Source organism: Dictyobacter sp. Z7_2, assembly GCF_057551105.1.
The window spans coordinates 1,682,426-1,708,761 of the sequence record NZ_BAAJPE010000002.1 but is presented as its reverse complement, the minus strand read 5'-3'; the positions used below and the strand labels follow the sequence as shown (position 1 = coordinate 1,708,761).

33 protein-coding genes are annotated in these 26,336 nt (G+C 48.0%); 10 read left to right on the top strand and 23 right to left on the bottom strand.

The window, feature by feature from the left end; genetic code table 11:
- Positions 1-25 precede the first annotated feature (25 nt).
- Together tgt and AC27N8_RS20610 are read right to left on the bottom strand one after the other, a co-directional pair.
- Positions 26-1,246: a tRNA guanosine(34) transglycosylase Tgt gene (tgt, locus tag AC27N8_RS20615; RefSeq protein WP_487074715.1), complete on the bottom strand. Its 1,221-nt coding sequence runs from the start codon at positions 1,244-1,246 to the stop codon at positions 26-28.
- Between the two features lie 207 nt (positions 1,247-1,453).
- Complete coding sequence (locus AC27N8_RS20610; protein ID WP_487069285.1) at positions 1,454-2,158, bottom strand: hypothetical protein; 705 nt, start codon at positions 2,156-2,158, stop codon at positions 1,454-1,456.
- Between the two features lie 392 nt (positions 2,159-2,550).
- Here AC27N8_RS20610 and AC27N8_RS20605 point away from each other — a divergent pair, with 392 nt between their 5' ends.
- The 4 genes from AC27N8_RS20605 (at position 2,551) to AC27N8_RS20590 (ending at position 8,584) form a co-directional block, all read left to right on the top strand.
- Positions 2,551-2,856: a zinc-ribbon domain containing protein gene (locus tag AC27N8_RS20605; protein WP_487069284.1), complete on the top strand. Its 306-nt coding sequence runs from the start codon at positions 2,551-2,553 to the stop codon at positions 2,854-2,856.
- 347 nt (positions 2,857-3,203) lie between these two features.
- Complete coding sequence (locus AC27N8_RS20600; RefSeq protein ID WP_487069283.1) at positions 3,204-5,678, top strand: RelA/SpoT family protein; 2,475 nt, start codon at positions 3,204-3,206, stop codon at positions 5,676-5,678.
- Positions 5,679-5,976: 298 nt separating this feature from the next.
- Complete coding sequence (locus AC27N8_RS20595) at positions 5,977-8,448, top strand: RelA/SpoT family protein (protein WP_487069282.1); 2,472 nt, start codon at positions 5,977-5,979, stop codon at positions 8,446-8,448.
- The gene (locus AC27N8_RS20590; protein ID WP_487074837.1) at positions 8,420-8,584 is read left to right on the top strand and encodes a hypothetical protein; all 165 of its coding nucleotides are present in this window, start codon (positions 8,420-8,422) and stop codon (positions 8,582-8,584) included. Before AC27N8_RS20595 ends, AC27N8_RS20590 begins: the two co-directional genes overlap by 29 nt.
- Before the next feature lie 97 nt (positions 8,585-8,681).
- Here AC27N8_RS20590 and AC27N8_RS20585 read toward each other — a convergent pair whose 3' ends face one another.
- The 20 genes from AC27N8_RS20585 to AC27N8_RS20490 form a co-directional block, all read right to left on the bottom strand.
- Positions 8,682-9,914 carry a sigma-70 family RNA polymerase sigma factor gene (locus tag AC27N8_RS20585; RefSeq protein WP_487069281.1) on the bottom strand — a complete coding sequence of 411 codons (1,233 nt, stop codon included), beginning with the start codon at positions 9,912-9,914 and terminating at the stop codon, positions 8,682-8,684.
- A 415-nt stretch (positions 9,915-10,329) separates the two neighbouring features.
- The gene (locus tag AC27N8_RS20580; RefSeq protein WP_487069280.1) at positions 10,330-11,097 is read right to left on the bottom strand and encodes a VTT domain-containing protein; all 768 of its coding nucleotides are present in this window, start codon (positions 11,095-11,097) and stop codon (positions 10,330-10,332) included.
- The gene (locus tag AC27N8_RS20575; RefSeq protein WP_487069279.1) at positions 11,094-11,507 is read right to left on the bottom strand and encodes a hypothetical protein; all 414 of its coding nucleotides are present in this window, start codon (positions 11,505-11,507) and stop codon (positions 11,094-11,096) included. Before AC27N8_RS20575 ends, AC27N8_RS20580 begins: the two co-directional genes overlap by 4 nt.
- Before the next feature lie 310 nt (positions 11,508-11,817).
- A complete protein-coding gene (locus AC27N8_RS20570) occupies positions 11,818-12,813 on the bottom strand; it encodes a tyrosine-type recombinase/integrase (RefSeq protein WP_487069278.1) in 996 nt (331 codons plus the stop codon).
- Between the two features lie 13 nt (positions 12,814-12,826).
- On the bottom strand, positions 12,827-14,329 hold the full coding sequence (locus AC27N8_RS20565; RefSeq protein WP_487069277.1) for a hypothetical protein: 1,503 nt from the start codon (positions 14,327-14,329) through the stop codon (positions 12,827-12,829).
- A complete protein-coding gene (locus AC27N8_RS20560) occupies positions 14,311-14,631 on the bottom strand; it encodes a hypothetical protein (protein WP_487069276.1) in 321 nt (106 codons plus the stop codon). Before AC27N8_RS20560 ends, AC27N8_RS20565 begins: the two co-directional genes overlap by 19 nt.
- A gap of 98 nt (positions 14,632-14,729) precedes the next feature.
- Complete coding sequence (locus AC27N8_RS20555) at positions 14,730-14,969, bottom strand: hypothetical protein (RefSeq protein ID WP_487069275.1); 240 nt, start codon at positions 14,967-14,969, stop codon at positions 14,730-14,732.
- 100 nt (positions 14,970-15,069) lie between these two features.
- On the bottom strand, positions 15,070-15,315 hold the full coding sequence (locus AC27N8_RS20550; RefSeq protein ID WP_487069274.1) for a hypothetical protein: 246 nt from the start codon (positions 15,313-15,315) through the stop codon (positions 15,070-15,072).
- 4 nt (positions 15,316-15,319) lie between these two features.
- Positions 15,320-15,790: a hypothetical protein gene (locus AC27N8_RS20545; protein WP_487069273.1), complete on the bottom strand. Its 471-nt coding sequence runs from the start codon at positions 15,788-15,790 to the stop codon at positions 15,320-15,322.
- 9 nt (positions 15,791-15,799) lie between these two features.
- On the bottom strand, positions 15,800-16,054 hold the full coding sequence (locus tag AC27N8_RS20540) for a hypothetical protein (RefSeq protein WP_487069272.1): 255 nt from the start codon (positions 16,052-16,054) through the stop codon (positions 15,800-15,802).
- A 425-nt stretch (positions 16,055-16,479) separates the two neighbouring features.
- On the bottom strand, positions 16,480-17,427 hold the full coding sequence (locus AC27N8_RS20535) for a hypothetical protein (protein ID WP_487069271.1): 948 nt from the start codon (positions 17,425-17,427) through the stop codon (positions 16,480-16,482).
- A 63-nt stretch (positions 17,428-17,490) separates the two neighbouring features.
- Entirely contained in the window at positions 17,491-17,829 is a 339-nt protein-coding gene (locus tag AC27N8_RS20530; protein WP_487069270.1) for a hypothetical protein, read from the bottom strand.
- Between the two features lie 81 nt (positions 17,830-17,910).
- Positions 17,911-18,165, bottom strand: a complete 255-nt coding sequence (locus AC27N8_RS20525; RefSeq protein ID WP_487069269.1) for a hypothetical protein — start codon at positions 18,163-18,165, stop codon at positions 17,911-17,913.
- A gap of 54 nt (positions 18,166-18,219) precedes the next feature.
- Positions 18,220-18,480 carry a hypothetical protein gene (locus AC27N8_RS20520; protein ID WP_487069268.1) on the bottom strand — a complete coding sequence of 87 codons (261 nt, stop codon included), beginning with the start codon at positions 18,478-18,480 and terminating at the stop codon, positions 18,220-18,222.
- The gene (locus AC27N8_RS20515; protein WP_487069267.1) at positions 18,481-18,810 is read right to left on the bottom strand and encodes a hypothetical protein; all 330 of its coding nucleotides are present in this window, start codon (positions 18,808-18,810) and stop codon (positions 18,481-18,483) included.
- Between the two features lie 12 nt (positions 18,811-18,822).
- Positions 18,823-19,014, bottom strand: a complete 192-nt coding sequence (locus tag AC27N8_RS20510) for a hypothetical protein (RefSeq protein ID WP_487069266.1) — start codon at positions 19,012-19,014, stop codon at positions 18,823-18,825.
- A 132-nt stretch (positions 19,015-19,146) separates the two neighbouring features.
- Complete coding sequence (locus tag AC27N8_RS20505; protein WP_487069265.1) at positions 19,147-19,368, bottom strand: hypothetical protein; 222 nt, start codon at positions 19,366-19,368, stop codon at positions 19,147-19,149.
- 19 nt (positions 19,369-19,387) lie between these two features.
- Complete coding sequence (locus tag AC27N8_RS20500; RefSeq protein ID WP_487069264.1) at positions 19,388-19,621, bottom strand: hypothetical protein; 234 nt, start codon at positions 19,619-19,621, stop codon at positions 19,388-19,390.
- Positions 19,622-19,747 carry a hypothetical protein gene (locus AC27N8_RS20495; RefSeq protein WP_487069263.1) on the bottom strand — a complete coding sequence of 42 codons (126 nt, stop codon included), beginning with the start codon at positions 19,745-19,747 and terminating at the stop codon, positions 19,622-19,624.
- A 2-nt stretch (positions 19,748-19,749) separates the two neighbouring features.
- Positions 19,750-19,977, bottom strand: coding sequence for a hypothetical protein (locus AC27N8_RS20490; RefSeq protein WP_487069262.1), 228 nt, complete (start codon positions 19,975-19,977; stop codon positions 19,750-19,752).
- 390 nt (positions 19,978-20,367) lie between these two features.
- Here AC27N8_RS20490 and AC27N8_RS20485 point away from each other — a divergent pair, with 390 nt between their 5' ends.
- The 4 genes from AC27N8_RS20485 to AC27N8_RS20470 all read left to right on the top strand — a co-directional run bounded on the left by AC27N8_RS20485 (position 20,368) and on the right by AC27N8_RS20470 (position 22,474).
- A complete protein-coding gene (locus tag AC27N8_RS20485) occupies positions 20,368-21,207 on the top strand; it encodes a GNAT family N-acetyltransferase (RefSeq protein ID WP_487069261.1) in 840 nt (279 codons plus the stop codon).
- A 66-nt stretch (positions 21,208-21,273) separates the two neighbouring features.
- Positions 21,274-21,585, top strand: coding sequence for a hypothetical protein (locus tag AC27N8_RS20480; RefSeq protein ID WP_487069260.1), 312 nt, complete (start codon positions 21,274-21,276; stop codon positions 21,583-21,585).
- Positions 21,586-21,682: 97 nt separating this feature from the next.
- A complete protein-coding gene (dut, locus tag AC27N8_RS20475) occupies positions 21,683-22,132 on the top strand; it encodes a dUTP diphosphatase (RefSeq protein WP_487069259.1) in 450 nt (149 codons plus the stop codon).
- Between the two features lie 3 nt (positions 22,133-22,135).
- Positions 22,136-22,474: a DnaJ domain-containing protein gene (locus AC27N8_RS20470; RefSeq protein WP_487069258.1), complete on the top strand. Its 339-nt coding sequence runs from the start codon at positions 22,136-22,138 to the stop codon at positions 22,472-22,474.
- A 241-nt stretch (positions 22,475-22,715) separates the two neighbouring features.
- On the opposite strand, the gene AC27N8_RS20465 is transcribed toward AC27N8_RS20470, so the two are convergent.
- On the bottom strand, positions 22,716-24,284 hold the full coding sequence (locus AC27N8_RS20465) for an ArnT family glycosyltransferase (RefSeq protein ID WP_487069257.1): 1,569 nt from the start codon (positions 24,282-24,284) through the stop codon (positions 22,716-22,718).
- Between the two features lie 263 nt (positions 24,285-24,547).
- Here AC27N8_RS20465 and AC27N8_RS20460 point away from each other — a divergent pair, with 263 nt between their 5' ends.
- A complete protein-coding gene (locus tag AC27N8_RS20460; protein ID WP_487069256.1) occupies positions 24,548-25,720 on the top strand; it encodes a hypothetical protein in 1,173 nt (390 codons plus the stop codon).
- Positions 25,701-26,336, top strand: a complete 636-nt coding sequence (locus tag AC27N8_RS20455; protein ID WP_487069255.1) for an RsmD family RNA methyltransferase — start codon at positions 25,701-25,703, stop codon at positions 26,334-26,336. Before AC27N8_RS20460 ends, AC27N8_RS20455 begins: the two co-directional genes overlap by 20 nt.

Here is a 26,336-nt window from a genome sequence, read left to right as displayed (position 1 = left end):
TCGCTACTCCTCTGATTGACATCTGTTAACCTTGCGCGTGAGCCGTTCCGCTGGATGCGTTGTTCAAAGATCGCCGATCTCTGGCAACTTTCCATTTCTCGCGCTGCGCTTCACGGACTTTTTCTGATGCTGGTACGTAACGCTCTAAAAATGTTTCACGGAAGGCTGGATAATTTCCAGCTATAATCGCTGTACGCAGTTGGGCAGCGAGTCGTAGCATAAAACGAATATTGTGAATGCTACCCAATCTATAGTAGAGTTGCTCCTCTGCACGTGCCAGGTGACTGACGTAGGCGGCACTATAATTCTGGCAGGTGTAGCAATCACAACCTTCCTCGACGGGACCATGAGCGGTTCGGAAGCGAGCGCCCTTAATACTCACGCGTCCATCGAGCGTAAAGAGTCCACCATGACGTGCGACACGGGTTGGTAGAACGCAATCGAACATATCCATCCCCATCCCGACCCCGATCACCAGATCTTCCGGAGAACCGACTCCTAACAGGTGGCGAGGCTTCTCGCGTGGTAAATTAGGGGTAACATGTTTTAGCATCTCCCACATCTGCTCCTTAGGCTCGCCGACCGACAGACCGCCGATAGAAAGTCCCTGGAAAGGCATATTCCCGATCACCTGAGCGCTTTTCTGACGCAATTCTGGCTCAAAGGCTCCCTGGACAATCCCAAAGAGCGTTTGTTCAGGTCGCAGTTTCTCTTTCTCGATCAGCGCCCGCTCCTCCCAGCGATGGGTCCACTCCATAGCTTTTAGTGCGTCTTTGGGTGTGCCAGGATAGGGAGCACAGATATCCAATGGCAGAACGATATCAGCTCCAATTTCAGCCTCAATCTGCATGACGCGCTCTGGCGTGAGCATATGCAGAGATCCATCGAGATGAGACTTGAATGCCACACCATCTTCGCTCAGCTTGCGCAGATGTCCCAGACTCCAGACCTGAAAGCCGCCGCTATCGGTAAGGATAGGGCCATCCCAATGCATAAAAGAGTGCAGACCGCCAAAATCATCGATCAAAGCTGATCCCGGTCGGAGCATCAGATGATACGTATTGGCAAGGATAATCTGTGCACCTGCCGCGTGTAGCTCTTCTGGCGCAACGCTTTTTACCGTTGCCTGTGTGCCGACAGGCATAAAAATCGGCGTTTGAATTGTCCCGTGGGGCGTCTGAATAGTCGTGGCGCGTGCCCATGTATCAGGGCATTCGGCGTCAATGGCAAAGTTGAATGATGACATGTCGCTCTCAAAACAGTATGCTAATTGATAGACACAGATGGGAGAAATTGGTGTGCCCATCCTGGCTATCATTTTCTCATCAACGTCAAGATCAGCATTTAGATGAAACTGGCTATCATTGGTTACTTGCGTTTGGTCTTGTCTGGAAGAGGCTTTTCCGTATCCGGGACGCTAGGCTTTTGCGGTTTGGGTGTCTCTGGTGATCGTTCAGGTCGTGGCGTCTGCGGTGGTTTGGGTTTGTCCGGCATAATTTTGAATCCTCTCAATTACGTTATTAATAGTGCTCCACGTATGAAGTGCAACCACTGGGAAAGATGTAGGCGGCAAATCTTCAGGCATCGCACGTGCAGCAACGAGTATGAGCTTCTCTCTCAAAAGATTATACTTATTTTCCTGTAATTGCTCAATATATTTAATTACACTCCTGAAACTATCTTCTACCAGAATAATAGTATCATTCTCTGCTAATTTCAAGAGCGCTTGTATTTTTCCGGGAATCTGGTCACAGAAGATAATGTCATGCGGATTCATGAAGGCATGATAGTTGAGCCATTGTTGAGTGGATGTTTCTATCTCTTGCTGGATTTTTGTGTCTGAACAGTAGCGAGCAGTGTAGTAGGCAATCTCGCCGAGTTGTGCAAGTTTCGAGACTCCTTCTACAGCATCATCCATGACAAGCGAGGCGATGATACAACGCTCTCGATATTCTATCCAATCTAGATCGTCTTGGAAATCGCTCTGCTGTAGAATCCTGTTGGCTACCTCTGGCAAGCTATAGAAAGCATGCTTGCTCGTTAGTGTAGAAAGTATTGCCTGATCAATGTGTAAATGAAAGGTCTGATTACACTCGTCTAGAAAGACAGGTAAATTGCTCCAGCACAGGGTCCCATCGATATCTATGGCGATTTTCATATTGGCCAGCCTCCTCTTTAGTCAGTGTACGCAAACACAAAAAACATCGATTTACTGTGCATACAGTGCAGCTAAATATTGATAAAGATGAGTATAGAGATTTCATCTGCTACATCAAAGCGGGGTGCCAATCATAATTATAGTAGATAAATCAGCAAATCCTTTTGCATATAAAAGATACATAAAAATATGTACCATAGAGATAATTTATCACAAAAACGCTTGCAAATCACGAAACAATAGTGTATGCTTTCAAACGGTATCCAATCTCGGTCTCGCATACAGTGCTCGTCCAGGGTATAGAATCCCACGCTGGTAGGGGAAATGACTGGTGACATCTGCTAGGATATGGACCCGGAGGATTACCAACATATCACATAGGAGGTCCCTAGTTGAATATCGTTGATAAAACCTTAAAGTGCCGTGAATGCGGAACAGATTTCGTCTTCACCGCCGGAGAACAAGAGTTCTACCAGCAAAAAGGACTGATGAATCAGCCCGGTCGTTGCCCATCTTGTCGTGCGGCCCGCCGTCAGTCTGCCGGAGGTTCTGGCAGCCGTGAACGCGCTCCGCGAGAAATGCACACAGTTATTTGTGCCGAGTGCGGTACTGAGACGCAAGTGCCTTTCTTGCCTAAGAACGATCGCCCTGTCTATTGCAGCCCATGCTACGACAAGGTTCGTGTAGCACGCGACTAATGTAACGTTAGGCGTGTGATATATGCATATTCCTATCTCGGCGAAAAAGTGTTCTACCTTGGAATACTTTCTCTGATAAGCGATAGGCATAAGTTCGTTACAGCTTTTCCCACAAAAAATGAAAAGGCTTAGCTAAGGTGTGTTCTTGGCTTGGCCTTTTTTTACCCGATAGTCCCTTTTTAAGCCTCCCACCCATTGTATCTGCTTGACAGTCTGACTTTGCTCCTTATAATAGAGAAGTAACATCAGTTTTGCCCAGATGTAAGTGTTCCCATATTCAGACAGCGCTTTTGGGGGCACTTTATTAGTAAAAACGCTCACCAACTATCCAGTCAGAGGATGGGCAGATGGTACAGCATGTAGTGGCAGGTATGAAGAGTATGGCTACCAATTTCGATAAAGTTGCCGATGAGTCGGGGAAGACCAGAGAAGGACAGGGGATCATCCCCATGGTTCGTACAACAATGACATGGGGCTCAAAAATGACACCTTCTCTGATGACAATTCAAGATTTATTGGCTGAGACCCAGCACTATCTTACTCCTGAAGATATGGAGAAGATTCAACGCGCCTACGATCTAGCAAATCGTGCTCATAAGGGAGCTTTGCGTCGCTCAGGGGAACCTTATATTCAACATCCATTGGAAGTAGCCTTACTGCTTGCTGAAATGCGCATCGATGCCGATGGTATTGTCTCTGCTTTGCTCCATGATGTTGTCGAAGATACCGAATATTCGCTTGAAGATCTGCGCGAGCAGTTTGGTCCTGCGGTGGCGATTATTGTAGATGGCGTCACGAAGTTTGACACACTCGCCGGGACGAAGCCTGCCAAAGATAATCCAGATGATCCTCACGACTCCATCTCAAGTGCTCCCCCCTCGCTGGTGGATAAACGACGCATCCGAACCGAAACCGTTCGTAAGATGCTCCTGGCGATGGCTGAGGACCCACGCGTGGTAGTTGTGAAGTTGGCCGACCGTCTGCATAATATGCGCACACTGAGTGCTATGTCCTCAGTGCAGCAGCAAAATACCTCGCGAGAGACCAGCGAGATCTATGCTCCGCTCGCTCGCCGCCTGGGTATGAATCTGGTGCAAGCCGATCTTGAAGATCTCGCCTTTGGCTATCTTGAGCCAGAAAAATATATGCAGCTATCCAAGCAGGTCGCAGAAGAGGTCAAGCGGCGTCAACCATTTATCGATGAAGTCTGTCGCGTCTTGAGCGAAGAGATGCAGCATGCCGGTATCCGGGCCGATGTCCTGGCCTGGCAGAAGCATCTTGCCAGTATTAATCGTAAGTTGGACGATGTTCCTTCGCAAATGAGAGGGAACGAGCTGGGACATATTCATGATCTGATCTCTTTTCGGATTCTGGTGGATTCGGATTATGAATGCTATCTGGCTCTGGGACATATCCACGCGCTCTGGCGGCCCAAGGATGGACGCATTAAAGACTTTATCGCGACGCCGAAGCTCAATGGTTATCAGTCGCTCCATACGACCGTCTTTTGTTTGCAGAACCGCCTGGCCGAAATTCAGATCCGCACCTATGATATGCAAAGGACGGCCGATTATGGTATCGCCAGTTACTGGTTTCTCAAAGAGCGTATGGGCCATGCCGAGAAAAATCACGGCGAGCATGATGATAATAAGCCTGGTAGTTGGCGTCTCTCGTATCGTGAGATGATGACGTGGATCGAGCAGTTGCGTGAATGGCAACGCGATCTCCCGCCAAGTGCCGATGAGTTTGTCGAGGCGGTCAAAGGAGATCTTTTCCAGGAGCAGATTTTTGTTTTTACTCCTCAGGGCGAAGTGAAAGATCTTCCGGTTGGCTCGACGCCATTGGATATGGCTTATCGTATCCATACTGACATTGGAGATCACTGTGCCGGCGCACGGATCATTACGAATACCGATGATAGTGGTCATCTGGTAACGCGCCTGGTGCCGCTCGATTACGAGCTCAAAGGCGGCGAAATCGTCGAAATTATGGTCAACCGTACCGTTCATCCTACGCGGGATTGGTTGTCCTTTACACGTACGGCGGCTGCACGGAACAAAATTCGACGCTATCTCAAAACCTATGAGCGTGAAATCAATCTACAATTGGGCCGCGAGCGTCTGGATCTGGCTTTGAAAGCTGATGGGGCAGCGGGCGTGAACACGCACGTTGAAGAGTTGCTGTATGCTTTCTGTCACGAAGAACCATTAGCCAGCACAGTCTTCAAGAAATATGCGACCACTGAGGATGTCTATGTAGCAGTTGGACGTGAGGATCTGCAATTGGAGCAGGTTTTAGAGCCTCTGCTGGCGCAACTTCCTCTGACGGCTTCCGGGGAGCTGGATCGGGAGAATGGGACATATGCTCACTCTGATAGTGAGAATGCCAATCTGCTTCAACTGGGACGTTGTTGTTGTCCTATACCTGGTGATGCGATTGTGGGCCAGGTCACGCCTGATCAGGGGGTGATCGTACATCGTTGTGATTGCGAACAATTGCGCCGTAATCCAGAATCGGCCACGCATCAGATGGAAGTTAGCTGGCAGCAAATTCATCCAGAGAGTTATCTGGTCGCGATCACACTCGTTGCCCACGATCGCGCCGGTTTGTTACGAGATATGGCGGCCGTCGTGACCGATGCCGGTATCAATATGGTCTCAGTAACCTCAACGACGAATCCTTCTTCGCAGAAGGCTGTGATCACCGCCACGTTGGAGATCTCCTTGCATGAGGGAGTGTTTCTGGATCAACTGGAACGTATCCTGCGTCGTCTACGTCAAGTCAAAACAGTCGTCAGTGTAGAGCGAGCAATAGGAAAATAGGGTTCCTACTATTGCATATGTGTGATGGTGCTAGTTCGTGCTCTGGCCTGCTTTTAGCTGCGATTTCCCCTACCTTCGCAGCTTACAGCCGCTGAATGAATGTGAGAGAATGGAAAGAAACTACATTGATGTAGAGAGATATCGCCGCTTTTCCACTCAAGGCATAGGTGCTCCAACAAGTTGCATGTTGGCACGTATAACTACTTGTAAACGAAGATCGTATACTGTCGCTGATAGCTACGAGAGATCTCACTAGTACCGGACAATCCTCTCAGGATATGTCAGATGGTCATAAGCAATGATGATAGATAGGTCTGTAGAACAACAATTTATTGAGCCTCCTTTCCCGTCCTTGATGCAGGAACTGCTCTCCCTGGTACGTCAATACATGACACCTGCCGAGATTGAGCATGTCGTGAGTGCTTTTCGACTCGCTCAGGCAGCGTGTCGAGATGTGCCAGGGACAAATACACGCCCTATCCCTCCTCTGGATTATGCTCTGGCTGTAACGACAATTATGGCGCAGATGATGCATGTGGATTCAATCGGGATTTCCGCAGCTCTGGTTTATGAGGCTGTGGATGCTGAATTGCTGCTCCCTGAACAGGTAGAGTATAACCTGGGTGCGGCTACTGCACGTATTGTGGAAAGTATGTTACGTCTGAATATCCTGGAACGTAAGAAGCAAAATGCTGCCACAGGTGCAATGTTAGCTACTCAGAGTACTCAATTATCTTCTGCCAAAAAAACGTATAATGAACGTGATGATGATTCTATCTCTTCTTTAGAGAGTAAGAAGCCTCGTGTACGTGAAGCTATGCGCCGTCAACAGTCAGAGACGGTGCGCAAGATGTTTGTGGCAATGGCGGATGATCCACGGGTAGTCCTACTCAAATTGGCTTATCGCTTGTATGTGATGCGTATCGCCAGCCAGATCTCGTATCAGGGAGATGCGCAGGAAAAAATTGTCATGGCGGAGGAGTCGCGTGAAATTTACGCGCCGCTGGCTGGTCGTCTGGGAATGTCACGCATCGAGAGCGAGTTGCAGGATCTGGCTTTCGAAATTCTTGAACCCGATCGCTATGCCTGGGCCTGCACGACTCTGGATGTGGAGACGAAGCAGTGGCGCTCGTATGTCGAGCGCGTCTGTGATATGTTGCGTGCGGATATGGCCTCGATTGGAGTTAAGGCCGAGGTCTCGGGACGGGTAAAACATACCTATAGCTTTTATAAAAAAATTATCCATGCTGCTGGCGATCATGCCAGCCTTGAAGAATTGAATGCCGTGGCTGATATCAGCCAGATCCATGACCTGCTCGCGTTTCGTATTCTGGTGGATTCGACCACCGATTGTTATGTCGTTCTGGGGCACGTCCATAGCTTATGGCGTCCCAAGGAAGGGCGGATCAAAGACTTCATCGCCAATCCCAAACCGAATGGCTATAGTGCTCTTCACACGACGGTCTTTTGTCTGGATGACCAGTTGGTTGAGATCCAGATTCGGACGCATCAGATGCATGAGATGGCTGAATATGGGGTCGCCATGCACTGGCATTACAAAGATGTGGGAGATAATGCCTCGGCATCAGCCAAAGAACTTTTAACCTGGTTACGTCAACTGACCGACTGGCAGCAAGATCTACGTACATCCAATACCAGTGATGCAGAGTTTGTTGAAGCCGTCAAGGATGATATTTTTCAGGAACAGATTTTTGTCTTAACTCCAAGAGGCGAGGTCAAAGATCTGCCAGTCGGCTCGACCCCATTAGATTTTGCCTATCGCGTGCATACGAAGATTGGCGATCATTGTTCTGGAGCGCGTATCATCTCGTCCGAGAGCGACGGCAGTGGCGAGCGTCTGATTACGCGGATGGTCTCACTCGATTACGAGCTCAAAAATGGCGAGATCGTGGATATCGTGACCAGTCGTAGTGCTCATCCAACCCGCGATTGGCTGCATTTTGCGCGCACCACGGCGGCGCGAAACAAGATCCGCCGTTATCTCAAAATCAATGAGCGTCCAATTAACATGCAGATCGGAGCCGAGCGCCTGGAGCGAGAGCTGAAGGCGGCCGGTTCACGAGGCTCAGATGCGATCACTGAAGACGCGGAAAATTGGGTCTGCAATAGTTTAGATGTCCATTCCTTTGAAGACATCCTGGCATCGATTGGAGCAGATGACATACGTCCTCGTGCTGTCGTAGTAAAATTGTTGGAGTATTGGCAGCGTGAAAACAGAGACGTCAAAGAAACGAAAGAGGTTGAACTTCCTTTAACGTTGCCAAACGCTGTAAGCAAGCAGCAGCCTGTGGCCCAGCTTGAAGTGGCAGGCGTCAGTGGATTATTAACGAAGCTGGCCAATTGCTGCTATCCTCTGCCGGATGACAACATCGTAGGTTTTATCAGTCGTGGTAAAGGTGTCATCGTGCATCGTTCAGATTGTCGCAACATTGCTCGCCTGGGCGAGAAAGACCGCAACCGCCTGATCCACGTCAACTGGGCCGGCATGAGCCAGCAATTTTATAATGCACCGCTTGTGATAACGGCCAACGATCGTACTGGTCTGATCCGCGACGTAGCAACCGTCGTCTCGGATGCAGGCGCCAATCTGATGAAGATTAATTCAACCGTATCAACCAATCATCAGACAGTCATCATCACAGCGACTCTGGAGATCAATGACCTTGAACAGCTACAGCGCCTCTTTCTCAAGCTCGAAAAAGTGAAAGGCGTTGTCCACGTTGCCCGCGACATGGGCCAGCGAAAGTAGCGTCGCACGCTCGCGTGCGATGTCCCAGTGGCTCGTACGAGACAGCAATATCTCGGCGAGCCACGCTGGGGTGCCTGATCGTACGTCGAGTGGGACATCGCACGCGAGCGTACGACGCTACGTTGGAGAGAGTTGACTCCATAGGCGAGACAACAAAAAAGCGTCGGGTTTCCTGAGCGGATACGTTATCAACGCCTATCCGCTCGGGAAACCCGACACATTTTATTTATAACTTAGCTGCGCAAGCGATCAAGCACGGGAGGCTGACGGAGCTTGGCCAGCGCACCAGCTTCGATCTGGCGGACACGTTCGCGGGTGATACCCAATTCACGTCCCACCTGTTCGAGTGGATGAGCTTGACCATTTCCCAGGCCGAAGCGCAGTTGTAATACTAATTGTTCACGAGGGGTAAGCACAGCTTCAAGAACCCGCTGCACTTCATCCTTAAGCGTCTGGGTAGTTGCCAACTCTTCGGGAGAAGCGGAGTCCGTATCTGCCAGGACATCGCCCAATTCCTGCTCTTCATCCTCGCCGACCGGCAATTCAAGAGAAACAGGAGCTCCAGGAGCTGATTGCAGCTCGACCATACGAATCGGATCGAGTCCAGTTGCTTCCGCCAATTCCATCTCCGTAGGTTCGCGACCAAGCTCCTGGAGGAGGCGTTGACGCTCACGACGGATGCGGTTTAGTGCGGTGTTGACGTAGACGGGTAAGCGGATAGTACGCCCTTTATCGGCCACAGCGCGGCTAATAGCTTGACGAATCCACCAGGTAGCGTGGGTTGAAAAGCGGTGACCACGTCGCCAGTCATAGCGTTGTACTGCGCGGATAAGACCAATATTGCCTTCCTGAATCAGATCAAGCAAAGTCAGGCCACGTCCAACGTAGCGTTTAGCGATACTCACGACGAGACGTAAGTTAGCGAGAATGAACTGCTTCATCGCGTCGCGATCGCCGGACTCAATCCGTTGAGCCAGCTCCACTTCACGATCATGAGTAATCATCGGCACCCGACCAATTTCACGAAGATAGGTCATAACCGCATCAGACTCACCAGCATCGGCGGAATTCACCTGGTTATCATCCTGATCCTCTGAACGGCGCCGGCGCATAGCCGTACGACGTGCGGGAGGTTCTTCCTCAGCATGACCGGAGGGAAGAGCCGCCAGCGAATCGGTTTCGATCTCAGAAGTTGGGGTCTCCTCGTGGATATCAGAATCAACAAGTTCTTCTAACTCCAAAGGACCGGTCTCTACATCGAGAGGACCAGTATCCACTTCATTCATATCATCATCCAACTCGTGGTCGCCTTTATCCGCACCAGCTTCCACATCATCCTCTGATGTATAGTCAAGATTTTTCGTAAGCAATTGTTCGACAATGTCGAACTGCTTGTCCAAATCTCCAGTATGTGATTTATGTAAGGTAAGCGTTGTTCCCGTCATGGCACGCTTTGTGTCTATCATTGTGCGCCCTCCATGAAAAGTAGTATATCCTAAGCAGCAAGATATCTGTTCGTCGTCAGTCTGGTCCTACACTCAGGGAAAGCGAGCCTTCACCGGACCTTTCTGTCCGAGCCGAGTGGGAGGAAAATCAATGACACGCGTCTAGTCTCTACTAAAAGAAACATCGCCGAATTGGAATTTATTCCCTTTCTTGTTTGACAAAAACATCACTCTATGATTGCATGGCTCAGTGCATAAAAACTGCGACTGATATGTCAACCAGAGCATCAAGACAATGTCACTGTCAATCAGTTTAAGGAACTATGTCCTTTACTCAATTATAACGCAAGTCACACTTTCATTCTAGTCCCTATGGCTTGGATTTGACGTAGTTTTCTTGGGAAGACTGTAATCTGTGTGTAATCCATCTGTAGGTTTATACGTTTGAACCCTTCTTAAAGTGGCAAGAAAGAGAATCATTTTCAGATTTTTTTTGTTGCCATTGTGTCTGCAATGGATCTAAAGGTGTCGTCGCAGCAGTATCATTGCTAACATTGCCATCTATTTTTGCCAATTCCCTGGCTTTTTCGGCCTTCATACGTTGGAGGGTACGTAGCAACAAGATCACTAAATAGATGGCAATCAGCACCAGGAGAATGAGCAAGGAGACGTTTGTGATCAGATCGCCAAGATCATCCCAGCTTGTGCCAAAGACGAAGCCCAAAATCAGGATTGGTAGGATCCCTAAAGCTTCACCCGCTATGTCAAACCCCAGGAATTTTTTAAAGGGATAGCGTTCAGCGCCTGCTAACAAATTAATTACCCCTCCGAGGGCTGGCAAGAGGCACCGACTCAGAAAAACTGCCCAACCGCCTCTACGTTGAAAATACTCTTGAGAACGGCTCATTACTCGGGGAGAAAAAATGCGTAAACGCTTGCGCCTACTGAGCCAATGGATGATGCCGGGACCAATCTTATAGCCAATCCAATAACCAACACTATCCCCACAGACGGAAGCGCTCCAGGACGTGATAAAAATAAAAAGCAGATTAAAGTCCCCCAAAGCTGCAAATGCTCCAGTTGAGAGTAGCAGTAGACTGATGGGAAGAGGAATACCAATGGCGGCGATAAAGACACAGAGCCATAACACTGGATAGCCGTAAAATTGCAACCAGGTGATAATAATTGGAAATAGTGTGCTCAAATGACCTGATGTCCCCCTCTGCGGGTCACTAACAGCGTATACGACGTAAAGGGATGTGATTTGCGATAGGTCAAAATAGCCTCCTGTACCTTGGAAATGATGATGTCGGCGGATTGTTTCCGTTGGAGTGCCAGGGTCTGGAGCGTACTATGCTGATTGGCTGGATTGTCTTTCAGCTGTAATGATGAATAGAGAATAGATGTTGGAACATGATAGACATGAGAGACATAAGGAATAGTCATCCATTGGCGGATGAGCCGTACATCCCCCTCGTGTGCCATCTCTTGATGCTGGTGGACGGTTTTTACGTCGTTAATCGTGGCATTGGTCGCTATAAATGTGGCACCTAGTGAAAGCACCAGGAAGACGCAGATAAGAATAAAGCGCCTTTGTATTGTTCTAATAGACATTTTCGGGTTTTCTTTTTCCATATATGCTAATCTACTCCCCAAAACCTTACCACATTTCTTTTATCCCAACAAGAATGGAGTCACGAGCCTTATCTCTTGACGAGATACGCTCTATTCTCTAGAATAACGTATACTATATATTAAATCAAGCAGGCAAAGAATGAAGTAAAAGTATGTCAAGCCAGATCCCAAGCCAGCACAAGCACAATACCGTTAAGCGTTTTCAGGCACTTAACGGTTATATTTTCCATAAATTATGAATGATACTAGAGAATAGAACAAACCAGAGAAACCCTAGTATCTCTATTTTTTACTCACCCTGCTTACTATGCCTCCTCCTCTTTTTCTTTGCCAGATCAAGCAAAGAGATAGGTGAAAAATTATTATGATCCTCTCGTGCATCAGAGCTATCAAAGTCTTGCAAATATGTTTCTGTTATTTTAACGCTACTATGTCCTAATTCTCGTGAAAGTTTGAAAAGTTCACCACCTTTCTTTAAATACATTTTTGCAAAAGTATGGCGGAATGTATGAGCAGAAACACGGACGCCATCAATACCAACAGTAGCTCTAATTTTTCTAATAACACCCTTCACGCCATCTATACTCAATCGCTTACCACTGCCCTTACCATGACCTAAAAAGAGTGCTTTTTCACCAGGATAAGAAGACCGACGATACTTATGTATATACTTCCAAAGTAACTTGCTTATTTCTGGACGAATACCAATTTCACGCTCACGTCGACCCTTGCCCAAAACCTTTACGAAATTATCATTCACACTTTCAACGTTCAAGCCGCTCAATTCAGAAAGACGCATACCAGTATCCAGGAAAAGCAAGAGGATAATATAATCACGAAAACCTAGATCAGTGCTAGTGTCACATGCAGCTAACATCTTTTCTATATGCTCAACTGTAAATGCAGATATCACTTTCTTCGTTGGCTGAGGAGACCGCAACCGTGCAACTACATCATTCTCAATAAGTTCCTCTTGATAACACCAATTAAAAAACGCTTTCCAAACACGCACGTATCCACGAACAGTACCTACATCCATAGAACCATCAACATAGCGCCGCCCTTTAACACTACCAGCACCATGATCCATTAAGTACTGCACACAAGACCTTAGATGTACGACTTTTACTTGCTCGATATCAGTTATCTGAAAGAGATCAAGCAGTAAGCGCACCAGTACCGCAAGACGTTGTGTATAAGAATCAATTGTCCCTTGTGTACGATTCCTTGCTCTAACATCCATCAAGAAGTGTTTAACAACCCCATCTTTACCATCAAATTGCATAGAACACCCCCTTCTAGGCCAAAGCCTCAGTATTATCACCATCATCATCAGTAGAGATCATCGATTCATCCATACGGGCTAATGTCTCTTCCAGGTCATAGAGCACACGCTTTTTATGCACATCCTTGGAGAAGTCCCGTTTCTTTTCTTGCAGGTATGCCTGAACCGCTGAGTAGATAAAATGAACAGTGGTAGAAATGTCTGGTTCCGTCTCATCATCACTTTGCTTCCGCCAGGCTTCAGTTGTAATCAAACATCCCGCAATTTGTGCCACCATCCGCCGCATATTCACTTCGCGCTTGCGACCACGCACATAGGGAGCAAGATCAGTCGGAGCTGGCAGCACAGGCTGTTCAACTATTGAAGGTGATGGAACCATAGAGAGATCGATCCTATCCAGGTCAGATTGAAGCGACGGCAATTGCCCATAGACCGACACATAGGCGTCCAAGTCATGCAATATTTCTTCTCGCTCCTGCTGTTCTCGCTCATAATTTGACGCTTCCAGAGGTTCAGGAACAAAGGCAGACTGAATTATTTCCCAATCTGGATGCACTGGCCAGCGCGAACGATTCGTATCTTCAACCGGAATCACATAGCGCAGCCACCCATCAGGCAAACCATCCAGGCCACCGCCAACATGACCAACGGCATAGGACCAGAGGCCAGGAAGGTGTGACTCTAAATCATAGGCATCGTCAATGCCGTGAAAGTTTTCCTCTTGTTTCATCTCACTCAACGCTGGACGTTTAAAGCGCATCTCAATACGCCAGACCTTGACGTGAGGCAGCAGACAAAAGCCCTGTTTTTCAGCCTCTTGTTCCCAGATACCCCACATCCATGACTTCTCAGGAGACTTATATTTAATCTCATGTGTCTTGTCATAGATCAAGGCTGAGACAGCAGCTGTCCGAGCACCAAAGGGCAGACCAGTCAGACGCCCCCACCGTTGCTTGATCGCGTCAGGACCATCAAGCATCAATTCGCCAACATCCGCCGGCATCTGGCCCGTGAGTTGTGCCCGTGTGACAAAGTGCTCCTTCACATCATGGATCGAACCGAGATCCAGGAACGCGACATCCACCGCCAGATCCAGCGCAGACGGCTGGAGCGTGATTAATTGTCCTAAAATGGTGGTCAGGAAGATATGCACATCACAAATGACCTTGCCCAGGTCACGCACCGTTTGAAGATATTCAGAGGAGCAGCGCACCTGTGCCCACAACAGCATTTTTGAACTACGGTTCACTGCCAGGGTAATCTCTTTATTCTTCAAGATCCAGTTAAAGCCCTCGCCGCCTTTTTGTGTCATCTTGAGATTGGAGCCACCGAAGACAAAGCGCGACGGTATCGGCTGTTCTTGATCTTGTGAAAGCTTTTTCAGTAGTTCTAATTCAGCTTTGAGAGCCGCAGGAAGATCATGACGCTCTATCTGATACTGTCCATTCGTTGGATAGACATTCAAGACCAAGGTATCAGCGCAGACGCTTAAACGTTTCACGTTACTTGTTCCCATAGAATAACCCCCCTTTTTTCAGTATGCTCATGACTTTTGGAACACATGGCATCTAAATCTGTAACCTTTTGCTCGTGTATATCGTGTATATTAAAAGTTGCTATGTTCATTTCCAGAAGAAGGAGGTGAAAAAGTGCAGATTGATAAAAACCAATTCTTACAAACTCCTCCCAAAAAACGTGCTGAACTTTTGCAGGAACAACACCAATTCTTACAGAAGCGGCAACAACAACTTGAAGAGGAGAGACAACACCTGCTCGCATACCTAGAAAGAATACACAACTTCTTTTCAAAACATTCACCAATGTCTGCTGAGTAAAATCAATAGAACATATCCTTTATTAATGACCCAATGTATTTTGAGCGGTGCGATTTACTTGCTGCACCGCTCAGGCTAGCGTTATCGCATTTCTAGCACAGCATCACCTTCGAGAGCACCTTCAGTCAGCATCACATGCTGATAGCGAGCCACAAAGCTATCACCTTCCAGTTTGACCGCAGCATGCGCTATATACTCAAAATGATGTTGATTCATGACCGCCTCAATCGCTTCAACGCCGTCATCCGCTTCAATCAAAGCAATCACAGGAAAAGAGTAAGAAGGCCACTTTTGCCAGAGAGCCACATCATAGCGTGCCATATGCATCACCTTTACCTGATTGTGTGCAATACGATGGCATCAATCACGACCGCATCATATTGCACAGTTTACTTACCAGGACAACGAGACAAGTAGACGATCATACATGGTTTATGGAAGCATCAGACAAGAACGACACATTGATATAATCTACGGGAAACGACAGCTGCACCGTTTGATAGTTATATCCATTGCCATAGCCACTAGCAAACAGACACTCGTCAACAACGCCCACCTGATTCACACTCAGGAGCGTCACGCCCCCTATGTGCATATTCAACGTCAAGCCAGCATCGACAAGTTGCTGCAACGATGCACAATACATCACCGCTTGCTCATAGGTCATCGCATTATCTCCTTACCAGATGCGCAGCACTACACGCCAGGCATCGATCAATATCGGTCTCAATGATAGACCAGTGTTCATCCCCGTCATACGACCAGTACGCCTCATATTCCTGATCACCAACGACAACTATTAAAAAATCAAAATCAAACGCCTTCCCTTGAGCGATCACCGCACATACCCAGACACCATTCTCGACATACACCCAGATGTCAGAAGAAGGCACAGAGCCAGGAAACGGAGGAGGCGATGATGCACGACGCGTACGATTCTCTTCCCGGCGTTGCTGATAGAGAGGGTCCGTGTCTGGAGAACTGGCAACATACAATTCATGACCAGACGTACACCTATAGATAAGGTTCGCTTCAAAGACACCTACATAATGACCAGAAGTCCAACAACATCCCGTATACACAGCCTGTTGGCCGCATTGAGGACAGGTATAGATTGGGAAGTCTTGCGCATTCATCGGCATATTTCCTCCTTAGTTCCCATACTCTACGCGTACTTCCAGTTCAATCTTCATGTGGCTTTCGATCTGATGATATTGTGCATAGAGAGACTTGACTAAGTCCTCTAAGTGTCGTGTCTGGATGAAGAGGTACTTCAAGGCCGCTTGCCGTTGCCAGTAATCATAATGCTCACGATCATAGACACAGGCCATATATTGCTGGATCGTTTGTGTTTCCGCTTGCGCTTGCTGGATCAGCAGAAACAGCGGATTAAGTTCATTTTCCATTGTGTTCTTTTCCTTTTCAGTACGGGGAGGAGAGGAGAACCGCCCCACCCACGGCGATCATGGTCTGTGACTAGCATCTCCACCTTGACGCCTGCATAGTGGCGGCCTTGCCGACGGTGCCAAGGTGATAGACTCAGATTGCATTCTTAGCACCGTCGTCATTTCAATTCTGTCACAGGCATCAAGGTAGTATGCTTGCTTCGCACCGTCACGGGTGAGCAGTCACAGCACATGCACGTTCTTTGCCTCAGGAAGCCAGGATCAACCTCAGTGTGTCCCGGCTTGCTCTTTCGCTTGAAGATGGATATCCTACAGAAAACTGTCTAAAAAGACGATTGTATGCATCAGGTATTTATTCGTAGCGTGCGACGCCTGCAGTGCCACGTGAGGCGTGCAGGCGTGCAGGCGTGCAAGTGTTTCGATCACTAGGGCTTCGGTTGGTTACTTGCGTTTCCTTGCCATTGTGGGTATCCATGTGTCGGCTGTGGAGCAGGAAACCGTACATTCTGTGTGTTGCCACTGGAGAACGGAGGCGGTGTAGACACTTGCCCATTCACAAATGTTGGTTGCTGTGAGAATGCAGCACCAGGCAGACCAGGTAGACCAGAAGGCGACGGCAGCGCAGGCTGTTGCACGGGTGAGATTTTCCGTACACCGGCCTTTGATACGGCTGTTTTATCCTGCTTTAAGGCGTCCATTCCGAAATCAAGCTTTCCTGTTTTGACATCTCGGACAATGTTATCCACGTCGGCAGCGCAGGCCGTATCATAATGTTGTTGGGCGGTTTTAGCCGCATTTTTTTGCGATTTGAGAAACATTGACCGGTGTGTCTCGGCACGCTCTACGATCATCGAACGATCTTCCAAACTCGACGAGGTAAACATATCCTCGACCAGGTGCGTCATATCAAAGAGCGCGAACGCACCCACTGCAATCGGAAAGAGCAAGCCCAGTCCCAATTTAAAGACAGCGACCAGGAACGGCGGCATATATTGCGACACGGTCGAGACAACCCAGGCCATCTCCCCACTATGATTGACAAAGCCCAGGTTACACCCAGCTGAGACAACCATCCCGACAAAGCCAATCGCCGCAGGAATCAGCGCCAGGAACGCGAACCGCCAGAGCTTTCTCGACAAGAAGAGACGCACCAGCTTGAACATGGCAAAAATCAGACCTTCCAGGAAGATGCCACGCGCCAGGGCGATCACGCCCGTTGGACTGAAGAGCGATCCACCACCAGCAAAGGCCCAGGCATTGCCATAGCCCGATTCAAGCATGATGATAAACGGTGCAATCACTGCAATCATCACGTCAAAGCGCTCACGGAAGAGATGCGCACGAACCACCGTACCCGTTTTTAAGAATGACATAGACAGATCCTTTCATCCCAGAGGGAAAAGAAAACAATAGTAACGCGACCAGGGCAGCCGTCCTTATGCCCCAGTCATGGCACCAGCTGGAGCCGCCGCATTCAGCGAGGGAAAATGTACATTCGCCGCGATAAAGTTGGTTTGCGGTTTCTCTGATCCATCTTTAAATGTGCGCAGGCGAGACACATAGGACTTGATCGTCAGTTGGACCGGCTGAAAGCGCATGCTTTCAATGTTCTGTGCCAGATCAGCAAATTGAGGATCGTCCTCCCACATCTGGCAGGAATAAATGTTGCCAATCTCATCAGCGACGGTAAAGGAAATCATGCCTTTTTTTGATTTGTCTTTGCCATCGGCATTATAGGCAGCACCAAATTTGAGGGTTCCTTGTAATTGCATCATAGTTTTTTCTCCTTGCAGGCCAGGCCCGCATCTTTCTTTTCATTCGAATATCGATCATGTCAGGTGATGACAACGCAACACTCACATGCCATCACCCAACGACAGAGGTTTCAAGTAAATGGGTCGAAGGTGGTCAACCTCATACCACTGTTGACTCAGAATCGCATACCCTTTTTCCCGACCATAGACAACACCATCATTAAAGAAGCGAATCCACACCCAGGTAACACCATTCGAGGATTCACACCATTCACCACTTTCAGGATTCGGGACAATGCGCGCTAGTTCACCTTCCAATATTCCACTAGTAATGACAACATCTGATCCAAGTTCCATGTGCTTGTTCCTTTCACTCAACATATGTTCTGTCGTCCTATGGACAGCAGGACCTTATCGCTTAACGGGTTGATAGACTAACTGCCCGTTGATATAGCGAGCCTCAGCGAACCATTCGCTCCCGCTATAGCCATCGGCAACGGTGGCGCAGACCATATCAGCATAGTCAAGCCCATGCTCAACCATGACCTGCTGCGCGGCATGTAACGAGGTAAACGCATGTGTCTGTGCACTGATCGGAGGCTCAACTTCATCCGTTTCAACAGACGGCCACACATGGACATCAAAGGCGCGAGAGCGCAGGTGTGCCGGCATCTACGCGACCTCCTCAGCTGATGGACCGAAAAAGCACAACGCACGACAACATTGGACATAATAGGCATAGAAAGTTTCCGCCGTTGCTGTAAAGCCGCCATCAGTGGCAATGGCCTGTAACGATTGCGCTGCATGACGGCCAGCGATGAACATTCCGAGCTTTGAGTCAGCCGGAATATCTGAAGCTTCGAGCACTGCCCGAGCATCTTGCACTTGACTGAGAACCATCAGCCAGGACTCAATACATTCAGCAAGCGCCGTTGATTGCATGATCCACTGGACAAAAGCATCACCATCAGAAAAGTAGCGTGCCAGAATTGATTCTTGCATGATTCCCTCCCTCTAGTGAGCCATCGAGGTGACAACCTGTGCGAGCGGTGCCATATAGTGCATCAGAAGCACGGCCACGACCAGGATCACGGCAAAGGATAGCAGCTTACGTGTACGCAACATGAGTGTGAGCACACACGCCAGGATGAGAAAACCGCCAACAAAGAGCAGTTGAAATGGTGTCAATGACAACACAGGTATCATGAGATTCTCCTCTCTTGATGTGGCTATCCTGTGCGTGCTATAGTACCTATGAGGATAGCCATACAAACCACAACTAACGGTCAAAACTAGACTCACCACGCCGTTTCTTGTCTGCAAACAAGAGCGGCCTTTTTACTTGCCCTGATATCCATTAAGCAAATCGGCATCAAGCTCAGCTTGCCGAGCAGCATACGCATAGAAATGACCCAACGCCTCTTCACGGTCCCCTGGTCTTTCCCAATCGTCGAATGCTAAAAGTTCCTCCTCCAGCTCCTGTAATCCTTGCCTTCGAAACGCAGCCCCTTCAGGCGTCGCAGCTTGCATCAAATCGTCATTCATCAAATTATCACTCATCTACCAATTCGTCCTTTCTTTAGAACCTCCAGCGACGACGCCGAGGTTGCTGAACCGGGAAAGCCTCATCATCATCAGTATCAGGTTCAATGCTATACGTCCCTTCTTCCATGGCATTCTCTGTGACGTGTTGCTGTGCACATGATGGGCAGATATCAGGCTCAAAGACCCCATCACGAACCAGACCATCATCTCTGAGTAAGAGCTCCCCAGGAACATACGCATTGCAAAAGGAACAACGACCATTACTCATTTACCAACTCATCCTTTCTTTGTTGACCTGGTCACGACATTTCAAACAGAGAGCCAGCATCATGCCAGCAATTTGCATGACAACAACATGCTTGCGTACCCGATCGCAGACCTGACATCGTGGCATGATTAATATCCTCCACGACCCAGACCGAAAAAAGAAAACGCCTGTTCAACCTCCTCAGGTGTGTGATACCGATCTGGATGCTGAACATCATCATGATAGGAAACATTCGTATGACACCAGCAACTCAAATCACTACAATACGGGTTCAATGGCGTGTGCACATCATCAGATGCATCCTGATTAGGCTCATCAGAAGAAGACGTTGAAGGCTGGCTTCTAAACAGCTTCATATGCTATAATCTCCGTGGATACCTTAGGCCTCGAAAACATAGGGTATCCGGGTTTAACGACAGGGATAAACGTCTCTGTCGTTCCTCACGTCTTACGCATACGTGGATACTAAAATACCCACAACTTGATCCAAATTTTCAAACTCCAAAGATGTTAATGCATCAATAATTGCCGCCATAGGATCACCAGCTGAAGCGACGACAGTTTGACTTCCAACAGTGCTTATTACTTGCACTGTATACGTGGTGAAGATAAAACACACCTCCTAATACTTGATTGAACTCAATTGAACAGCTTGACAAGTCTGTCTACAACATGATAATCTTGCTAAACAAGTTAGACACGTCAAACTCATTTATAAATATACATGAGAAAGAGAGGTTTGTCAAGTGAAAGAAGATAGACACGTCAAACAAGTCAAAGGTACTAGAGGTGGAGCAGTAAAGAAGGCACCAGAGGGATACTATACAGCCAAAGATGCTCAGAAAAAACTAGGAATGAACGCTTCGACATTTGGATATTACGTTAGGGGTGGAAAAATCAAAAGGTTTGTACCACCGTTACGTGTAGAGGGATTCTATGAGAAAAAGGAAATTGACAAACTGGCGAATGAGATAGCTCTTTTCTTACATACCAGCACAGAAGAAACAGCAACATCAGAGGTACGATCTGCTAGACCAGAAGATGCTCAAGGTATTGTCAATGTCCTTACAAAAATGGGATGGAGAACAACATCAGCTGAGCAACGTATAAATTGGTACAAAGTTAACCCACTAATTGACTATGTTGTGTTATGGCAAGGTGAGGTAATGGGCTATATTCATGCAGTACCTTTTAAGCCCGATGCCCTTGAGGATATGATGAGTGGAAAAAGACGCTCCTGGGATATGTTACCTCAAGACATTTTACCCTATGAGCCTGGTAAGACATACGACATTTATATAGGGATTGCAACAAGGCAAGATGTTCCGAATAACAAAAGATTTAGCTTCCGTCTCATTTCAGGCTTTTTATCACTGCTCGAAGAACTAGCACAACAAAAAATCTTTTTCCATCACATCTACGCTGTTAGTGCTGAAAACGATGGGCAGAAACTTAGTAAGTCGCTAGGATTCATCCAGCAGCCAGCAAAAGAAAACGACCTTTTTCCTCGCTTCATGCTGGACCTCAAAACATCGAACTCGCTCTTTGCTAAACAATACCAAAAGGCATTAAAAGAATACGAATAGCATAGCCAAGTAAATCACAACAAGGTATAATGACAGCATGCCAGAAAGTTAAAGAGGAAGTAAGCAATGAGTACATACCCACGTTTTGAAGCAAGGATAAGCGCACTAGAACGCCGACAGCTTAACACAGATACACACGTTGAAGAACTATCTGGAGAAACTGCAGTCGGCTTCAAACAACTCACTGGAGACATAGAAAACAGTTTCAAACAACTTACTGAATACCTCATTAAAACTGAAGAAAAAACCGAAGAACGCCTTAAAAGCATTGAAACTGATATCGTTAATGTTAAAGCAACGCTTGCTCAACATACAGCCAGTTTCAATCATATAGAAACACTGCTTACCCAAATTCTTGATCAAATTTCCAAAAAATGAACAATAAAAGATACTAGAGGTTTAAAGCGATGCGGAAAAACTGACACCGCTTTAAACCTACATTCATAAGCCTAAGGAACTAAAAAGAATAACGTATATGAACGTATCTGTACAACCTCTCGAGGTAAATATTAAACAAGTCGATGCAGAATTGCCGTTGCCTGGTTATGCGACAGCAGGATCAGTGGGCTTTGATCTGATTTGTCGCGAAGATACTGAGGTGCTACCACAGGCTCTGGCCTTGATTCCTGGCAATATCATTGTGCAGACGCCTCCCGGATATATGCTACTCTTGACCATGCGTAGTAGTACGGCACGGCGTAAAGGTTTATTGATGCCCAATGGTGTGGGAATCATTGATCAGGATTATTGTGGCGATGGCGATGAAATAATGATCTCGGTTTATAATTTTCGTACCGAGCCTGTAACTGTGTTGCGTGGTGAACGTATCGCGCAAGGTATTTTTATTCCCATTGGACGTTTTGAATGGAATGAAGTGGACCATGTGGGTAGCGGACGCGGAGGCTTCGGAAGTACAGGTGAATAGCTTATGGCCTTTCAGGATTATTATTCAATGCTAGAGGTCGATAGTACAGCTACTGTCGACGAGATCAAACTGGCGTATCGGCGTTTAGCGCGTATCTATCATCCCGATGTGAATAAGCAAGCGGGTGATAGCCGGATTAAACAAATTAATGAGGCGTATGCTGTGCTGAGCGATCTATCTCGTCGGGTATCGTATGATGTACAGCGTCTGGAATACCTCAAGCGTGAGGTGATGATCAATTTTCTGCTTCAGCAGCGCGAGAAGGCGCGCAGAGATGCGCGTATGACGTGGAAAGAAGGAGCCGTCGGTTTTGTGCGCGAATTAAAAAACGGTATGCGTTGATGCTCTGCTGAAGATGAGCCAACAAAAAAGAGTGCCTCTCATTTATGGCACTCTTTTTTGTTGGGCTGCGCGCTTAATGTTTTTCTTCCTGACGCGCCTGCAAAAATGAGAGTACTAGAGAGCCAACTAAGACACCAACTAAGATAATTTCCATGGTGCTGAAGGGCTTCTTTTTCGGTTGCATATGCTGTCCTTTCTGTTAACGTGACCACATTGGATCATACAGATATGTATCTGTCCTCTATTGTACCCTAATCCATAGAGAACTGCCATTGCCGTAATGATGAATTTCGCGAAAGTGTTGTTTGACCCAGCTTTGGAAGGCTGCTAGATCAGGATTGATTAAGCGCCCTGTGTAGTAGAGGATGGCCTGTACTTTGGATTGTGTCCCCAGTTGAATCAGTTGCTGGCTGGTCACATAATGAGTTGTAATGCGCACACTCGACGTATCGACCAGTTCAGGTGGGGTGCTGCGATCGGCCAGGCCAGTGACAAATTGCCCATCGGTGATTACGAAATCTCCGGGTTTAACTACCTGCTGAAGATCTTTTGAGACCTGGATCGCTGCCTGTGTGGTTTTGGATGCTTCTTGCGCCTGTAACGCTCGATAGTTTGAGCGGATTGCGATGGCACCAACGACGATTGTGATCAATATGAGGAGCAGGCTTATTTCTGTGATGAGCATGGGACGCTTCGTGAGCTGTTCTTTTGTGACGGGTAGCTTTCCTAAGCCCATGATGCTCAGGGAGACAAGTGGCGGAGCGAGAATGACAAGATGATGCTGGAAAAGTGGGTCTTGCTGCCAGAGTAAGATGCTCGATATCAAGGCCCAGGCTATGAGAGGAATGACACGCCAATCTTTTTTGAGTAGTGCCACGATAGATCCGACGAGTGCCGTCAAGCCTAACGGTGCGGCAAAGTTCGGGAACGCGAGGAAAAAGAGTTTGATCTGTTTGGCATTCCCGGCACGTGTACTGACTGTTGTTGCAACATTGTGAAATGTCACAACTCCCGACCAGAAGGAGGAGAATACATTGGAGTAGGGTAGTATGATGATGGCTGTGGTCAGGATGAGTACCGCTAAAGCAATCAGTAATGATTGTGTGGCTTGCCAGCGCTTACCGGTTGGCTGTCGTGTGATACGCCATATCTGTGCCAGAGCGAGCAATCCAATCGGAGCCACCGTCGCCAGCGCAAATAATTTACTGAAGATGCTCAGCATCAACGTCAGAGCACACAGGGCTCCATAGACGTTTCCACGCCATCCTGTTGGCTTCTGCCACCAGAGATAGGCAAAGCCAACTGCCAGGACAGAGAAGGCAATCTGCGGACCCTCTGCCTGGAGCGTTTGTGATGCGGAAAGATAGATGGGATTCATGAGTAGCAGTAGCAGAGCTGCAAAGGCTCCCAGACGTCCGCGCAGCGCATAGCCCAGGAGAAAGATCCCGAGCAATCCCAGGAGCGAGATCAATGCGATCCCTAGCCGTGCCGCCCAGATTGTCTGCCCAAATAGTAGATAGGTTGGCAGAACCGATAAGATAAACATCGGAGGCTGTGAATAAAATGTTGGCCTATACAATTGGAAGCCCGCACTTGCTGCACGCAATGTTTGCCAGTAGACCCCCTCATCATACGAATCCCGATCGAATAACACGCCCAACGTATATAAACGCATCAACAGAGCGACAATCAACAGTACGACAAAGCCGGTGAGCAGCAAGATAAGCTGTCGTCTGGACAGATGTGTGGAGGTATCCTCCTGGATTTCGGTTGTCTCAGATAAAATAGAGCTCATAATTTTAAATGCCACTTCTCCTCTATTAATTAGCCTATACGTTTCCACAGTATCAAAAAAAGATAGATTATACAAGTAATTAAGACTAATATCCAAAATTTTGCGTAAATTCGGATGACATTTCTTTACTAGTCGTTAGCAGGCGCGAATTTCATGCGATTAGGGATGTGTCGATAGGGCGTTTTTGATATAATGTACGTACACTGTCTATTAATTACATAAAGACATTTGTCTGGTAGAGAGAGCTCCCTTGCAAGAGAAAGTAGGTGAAGGCGTCCATGGATGGCAATAGGAATATACAGGAAGAGGCCGGGCCATATATCTGGTTACGCTATGCGACCCAATATACCAGGGATGGGCGTACTCATACAGTTGAGATGAGTGTTCCTGTGCCTGTCGGGGCGAGTTCTGAGGTGCGAGGACAGCTGATCCGTGAGGCTGAAGAGGGGATGCAACAATTGTCCATGCATATGGATCAACGCGTCTCATCTGTGCCAGCAGCGTCCTCCCAGCCAGCGACAGGACCCAAGACCACGCGGTCAGCTCCGCAGCCAGCGGTAAATACCAGGACATCGCCTGTGGCACCGAGCGCAGCCCCACGCGTTGCTCCGGGCAACAGGCCGGCGGCCGTATCGGCTCCTCATGCCTCAACACAGCCAGCTGATAGTCAGGTTGCCATGCCCGCTGAGACGCCAACAGGACGTGGTCGTCCAACGGGAGGGCTGCCACTTCCATCCAGTGAGCCAGGCAGCAATATGCCTTTGCCGCAGTTTATTCAGTATCTTAAAGATAATATGGATATGACTCCGAAACAGGCGATGGAGATTCTAAACGTTCGTTCTCTCACGACAGGGATTAATTTGCGCGACGCGCTCGAGTTGATTAAGGAAAAAGTTGGACAAAGCGGGCCAGCCGCTACTTCGCTGCAAGCTCCCACCCATCGCGGAGATGATTTGCCACGTGTCCAGCCTTCTGGACCTTTGCCCCGTATTCCACACTCTGAGGATAATGCTCCTGTGGTCGAGATGCGCAATCGCCATGTCAGTGCGGGTTTCGATGAAGAGGTGAGCGCCGATGATCTTCATGAGCCCTCAATGTCCAACGGGATTGACGAAGATCTTGAGGATCTGCCCTTGCCTGATGAGTTTAGTGCACAAGAATTAGAGCGTGCCAGCCAGAAAATCGAAACATTGCGCGCGTCACAGGGAGTCACTCTCACAAGCCCGCAGCGTTTACAGGTATTAAGCAATGTGGTGCTGACCCAGATCTCTGAGGATGATTTGCGTGCGCTGATTGAAGGTATCTGGAATATTAAAACTCCCAAGAAGTTGAAGGTCGATCAGGCCGAAGCTTTGATCTCCTGGGCGATACTGGAAGATGATTTTATGAAACAGGTCGAAGCTGTCCTGGAAGTGCTGGAGGGAGGAAATTATGCGCGTGGTAACCGGTGAGGCCAAGGGGAAGAGATTAAAGTCTCCTAAGACGGCTGGTACGCGACCCATCATGGATCGCGTAAAAACGGCTCTATTTGATATTCTGGCAACGGAAGTGACGGATGCTCGTTTTCTAGATCTGTTTGCCGGCACAGGCGGTGTTGGCATTGAAGCGCTCAGTCGTGGCGCAGCTCGGGCCACATTTATTGAGATGAGTCCTACGATTGTGAGATTAGTGCGTGAGAATCTTCAGATTACTGGTCTGACGGCACGTGCTGAGACGTTACAAGCTGATTCCTTTAAATTTCTGTTAGCTCATCAGCTCCAGCCTGTAGTCCCGCCAGCTAAATCCACTCCTGACAAGCGGAATCGGTTTTCTCCTCCCTTGCCAGAAGTGGCGCGTGTCTACGATATTATCTATGTGGCTCCTCCTCAATATGAGGAGATGGGAGCACGTGCCTTGAAGTTGCTCGATAGTTCAGCGCTTGTGCATGAAGAGACGTTGATTATAGTGCAGATCCATCCGAAGGAACGTCCTGGTGTGGCGGCGGTCGAATGCCAGCATTTTTCTTTGACCGATGAGCGTCGCTATGGAAGCACACTTCTCATGTTCTATCGCTATCACAGCGCCTGA

Bases quoted from the DNA above. Each gene is read 5' to 3' on its own strand.
- tgt (WP_487074715.1), bottom strand. From the start codon at position 1,246: ATGTCATCATTCAACTTTGCCATTGACGCCGAATGCCCTGATACATGG.
- AC27N8_RS20610 (WP_487069285.1), bottom strand. From the start codon at position 2,158: ATGAAAATCGCCATAGATATCGATGGGACCCTGTGCTGGAGCAATTTA.
- AC27N8_RS20600 (WP_487069283.1), top strand. From the start codon at position 3,204: ATGGTACAGCATGTAGTGGCAGGTATGAAGAGTATGGCTACCAATTTC.
- AC27N8_RS20595 (WP_487069282.1), top strand. From the start codon at position 5,977: ATGATGATAGATAGGTCTGTAGAACAACAATTTATTGAGCCTCCTTTC.
- AC27N8_RS20585 (WP_487069281.1), bottom strand. From the start codon at position 9,914: ATGATAGACACAAAGCGTGCCATGACGGGAACAACGCTTACCTTACAT.
- AC27N8_RS20575 (WP_487069279.1), bottom strand. From the start codon at position 11,507: ATGTCTATTAGAACAATACAAAGGCGCTTTATTCTTATCTGCGTCTTC.
- AC27N8_RS20570 (WP_487069278.1), bottom strand. From the start codon at position 12,813: ATGCAATTTGATGGTAAAGATGGGGTTGTTAAACACTTCTTGATGGAT.
- AC27N8_RS20565 (WP_487069277.1), bottom strand. From the start codon at position 14,329: ATGGGAACAAGTAACGTGAAACGTTTAAGCGTCTGCGCTGATACCTTG.
- AC27N8_RS20555 (WP_487069275.1), bottom strand. From the start codon at position 14,969: ATGGCACGCTATGATGTGGCTCTCTGGCAAAAGTGGCCTTCTTACTCT.
- AC27N8_RS20550 (WP_487069274.1), bottom strand. From the start codon at position 15,315: ATGACCTATGAGCAAGCGGTGATGTATTGTGCATCGTTGCAGCAACTT.
- AC27N8_RS20545 (WP_487069273.1), bottom strand. From the start codon at position 15,790: ATGCCGATGAATGCGCAAGACTTCCCAATCTATACCTGTCCTCAATGC.
- AC27N8_RS20540 (WP_487069272.1), bottom strand. From the start codon at position 16,054: ATGGAAAATGAACTTAATCCGCTGTTTCTGCTGATCCAGCAAGCGCAA.
- AC27N8_RS20535 (WP_487069271.1), bottom strand. From the start codon at position 17,427: ATGTCATTCTTAAAAACGGGTACGGTGGTTCGTGCGCATCTCTTCCGT.
- AC27N8_RS20530 (WP_487069270.1), bottom strand. From the start codon at position 17,829: ATGATGCAATTACAAGGAACCCTCAAATTTGGTGCTGCCTATAATGCC.
- AC27N8_RS20525 (WP_487069269.1), bottom strand. From the start codon at position 18,165: ATGGAACTTGGATCAGATGTTGTCATTACTAGTGGAATATTGGAAGGT.
- AC27N8_RS20520 (WP_487069268.1), bottom strand. From the start codon at position 18,480: ATGCCGGCACACCTGCGCTCTCGCGCCTTTGATGTCCATGTGTGGCCG.
- AC27N8_RS20515 (WP_487069267.1), bottom strand. From the start codon at position 18,810: ATGCAAGAATCAATTCTGGCACGCTACTTTTCTGATGGTGATGCTTTT.
- AC27N8_RS20510 (WP_487069266.1), bottom strand. From the start codon at position 19,014: ATGATACCTGTGTTGTCATTGACACCATTTCAACTGCTCTTTGTTGGC.
- AC27N8_RS20505 (WP_487069265.1), bottom strand. From the start codon at position 19,368: ATGAGTGATAATTTGATGAATGACGATTTGATGCAAGCTGCGACGCCT.
- AC27N8_RS20500 (WP_487069264.1), bottom strand. From the start codon at position 19,621: ATGAGTAATGGTCGTTGTTCCTTTTGCAATGCGTATGTTCCTGGGGAG.
- AC27N8_RS20495 (WP_487069263.1), bottom strand. From the start codon at position 19,747: ATGCCACGATGTCAGGTCTGCGATCGGGTACGCAAGCATGTTGTTGTC.
- AC27N8_RS20490 (WP_487069262.1), bottom strand. From the start codon at position 19,977: ATGAAGCTGTTTAGAAGCCAGCCTTCAACGTCTTCTTCTGATGAGCCT.
- AC27N8_RS20480 (WP_487069260.1), top strand. From the start codon at position 21,274: ATGAGTACATACCCACGTTTTGAAGCAAGGATAAGCGCACTAGAACGC.
- dut (WP_487069259.1), top strand. From the start codon at position 21,683: ATGAACGTATCTGTACAACCTCTCGAGGTAAATATTAAACAAGTCGAT.
- AC27N8_RS20470 (WP_487069258.1), top strand. From the start codon at position 22,136: ATGGCCTTTCAGGATTATTATTCAATGCTAGAGGTCGATAGTACAGCT.
- AC27N8_RS20460 (WP_487069256.1), top strand. From the start codon at position 24,548: ATGGATGGCAATAGGAATATACAGGAAGAGGCCGGGCCATATATCTGG.
- AC27N8_RS20455 (WP_487069255.1), top strand. From the start codon at position 25,701: ATGCGCGTGGTAACCGGTGAGGCCAAGGGGAAGAGATTAAAGTCTCCT.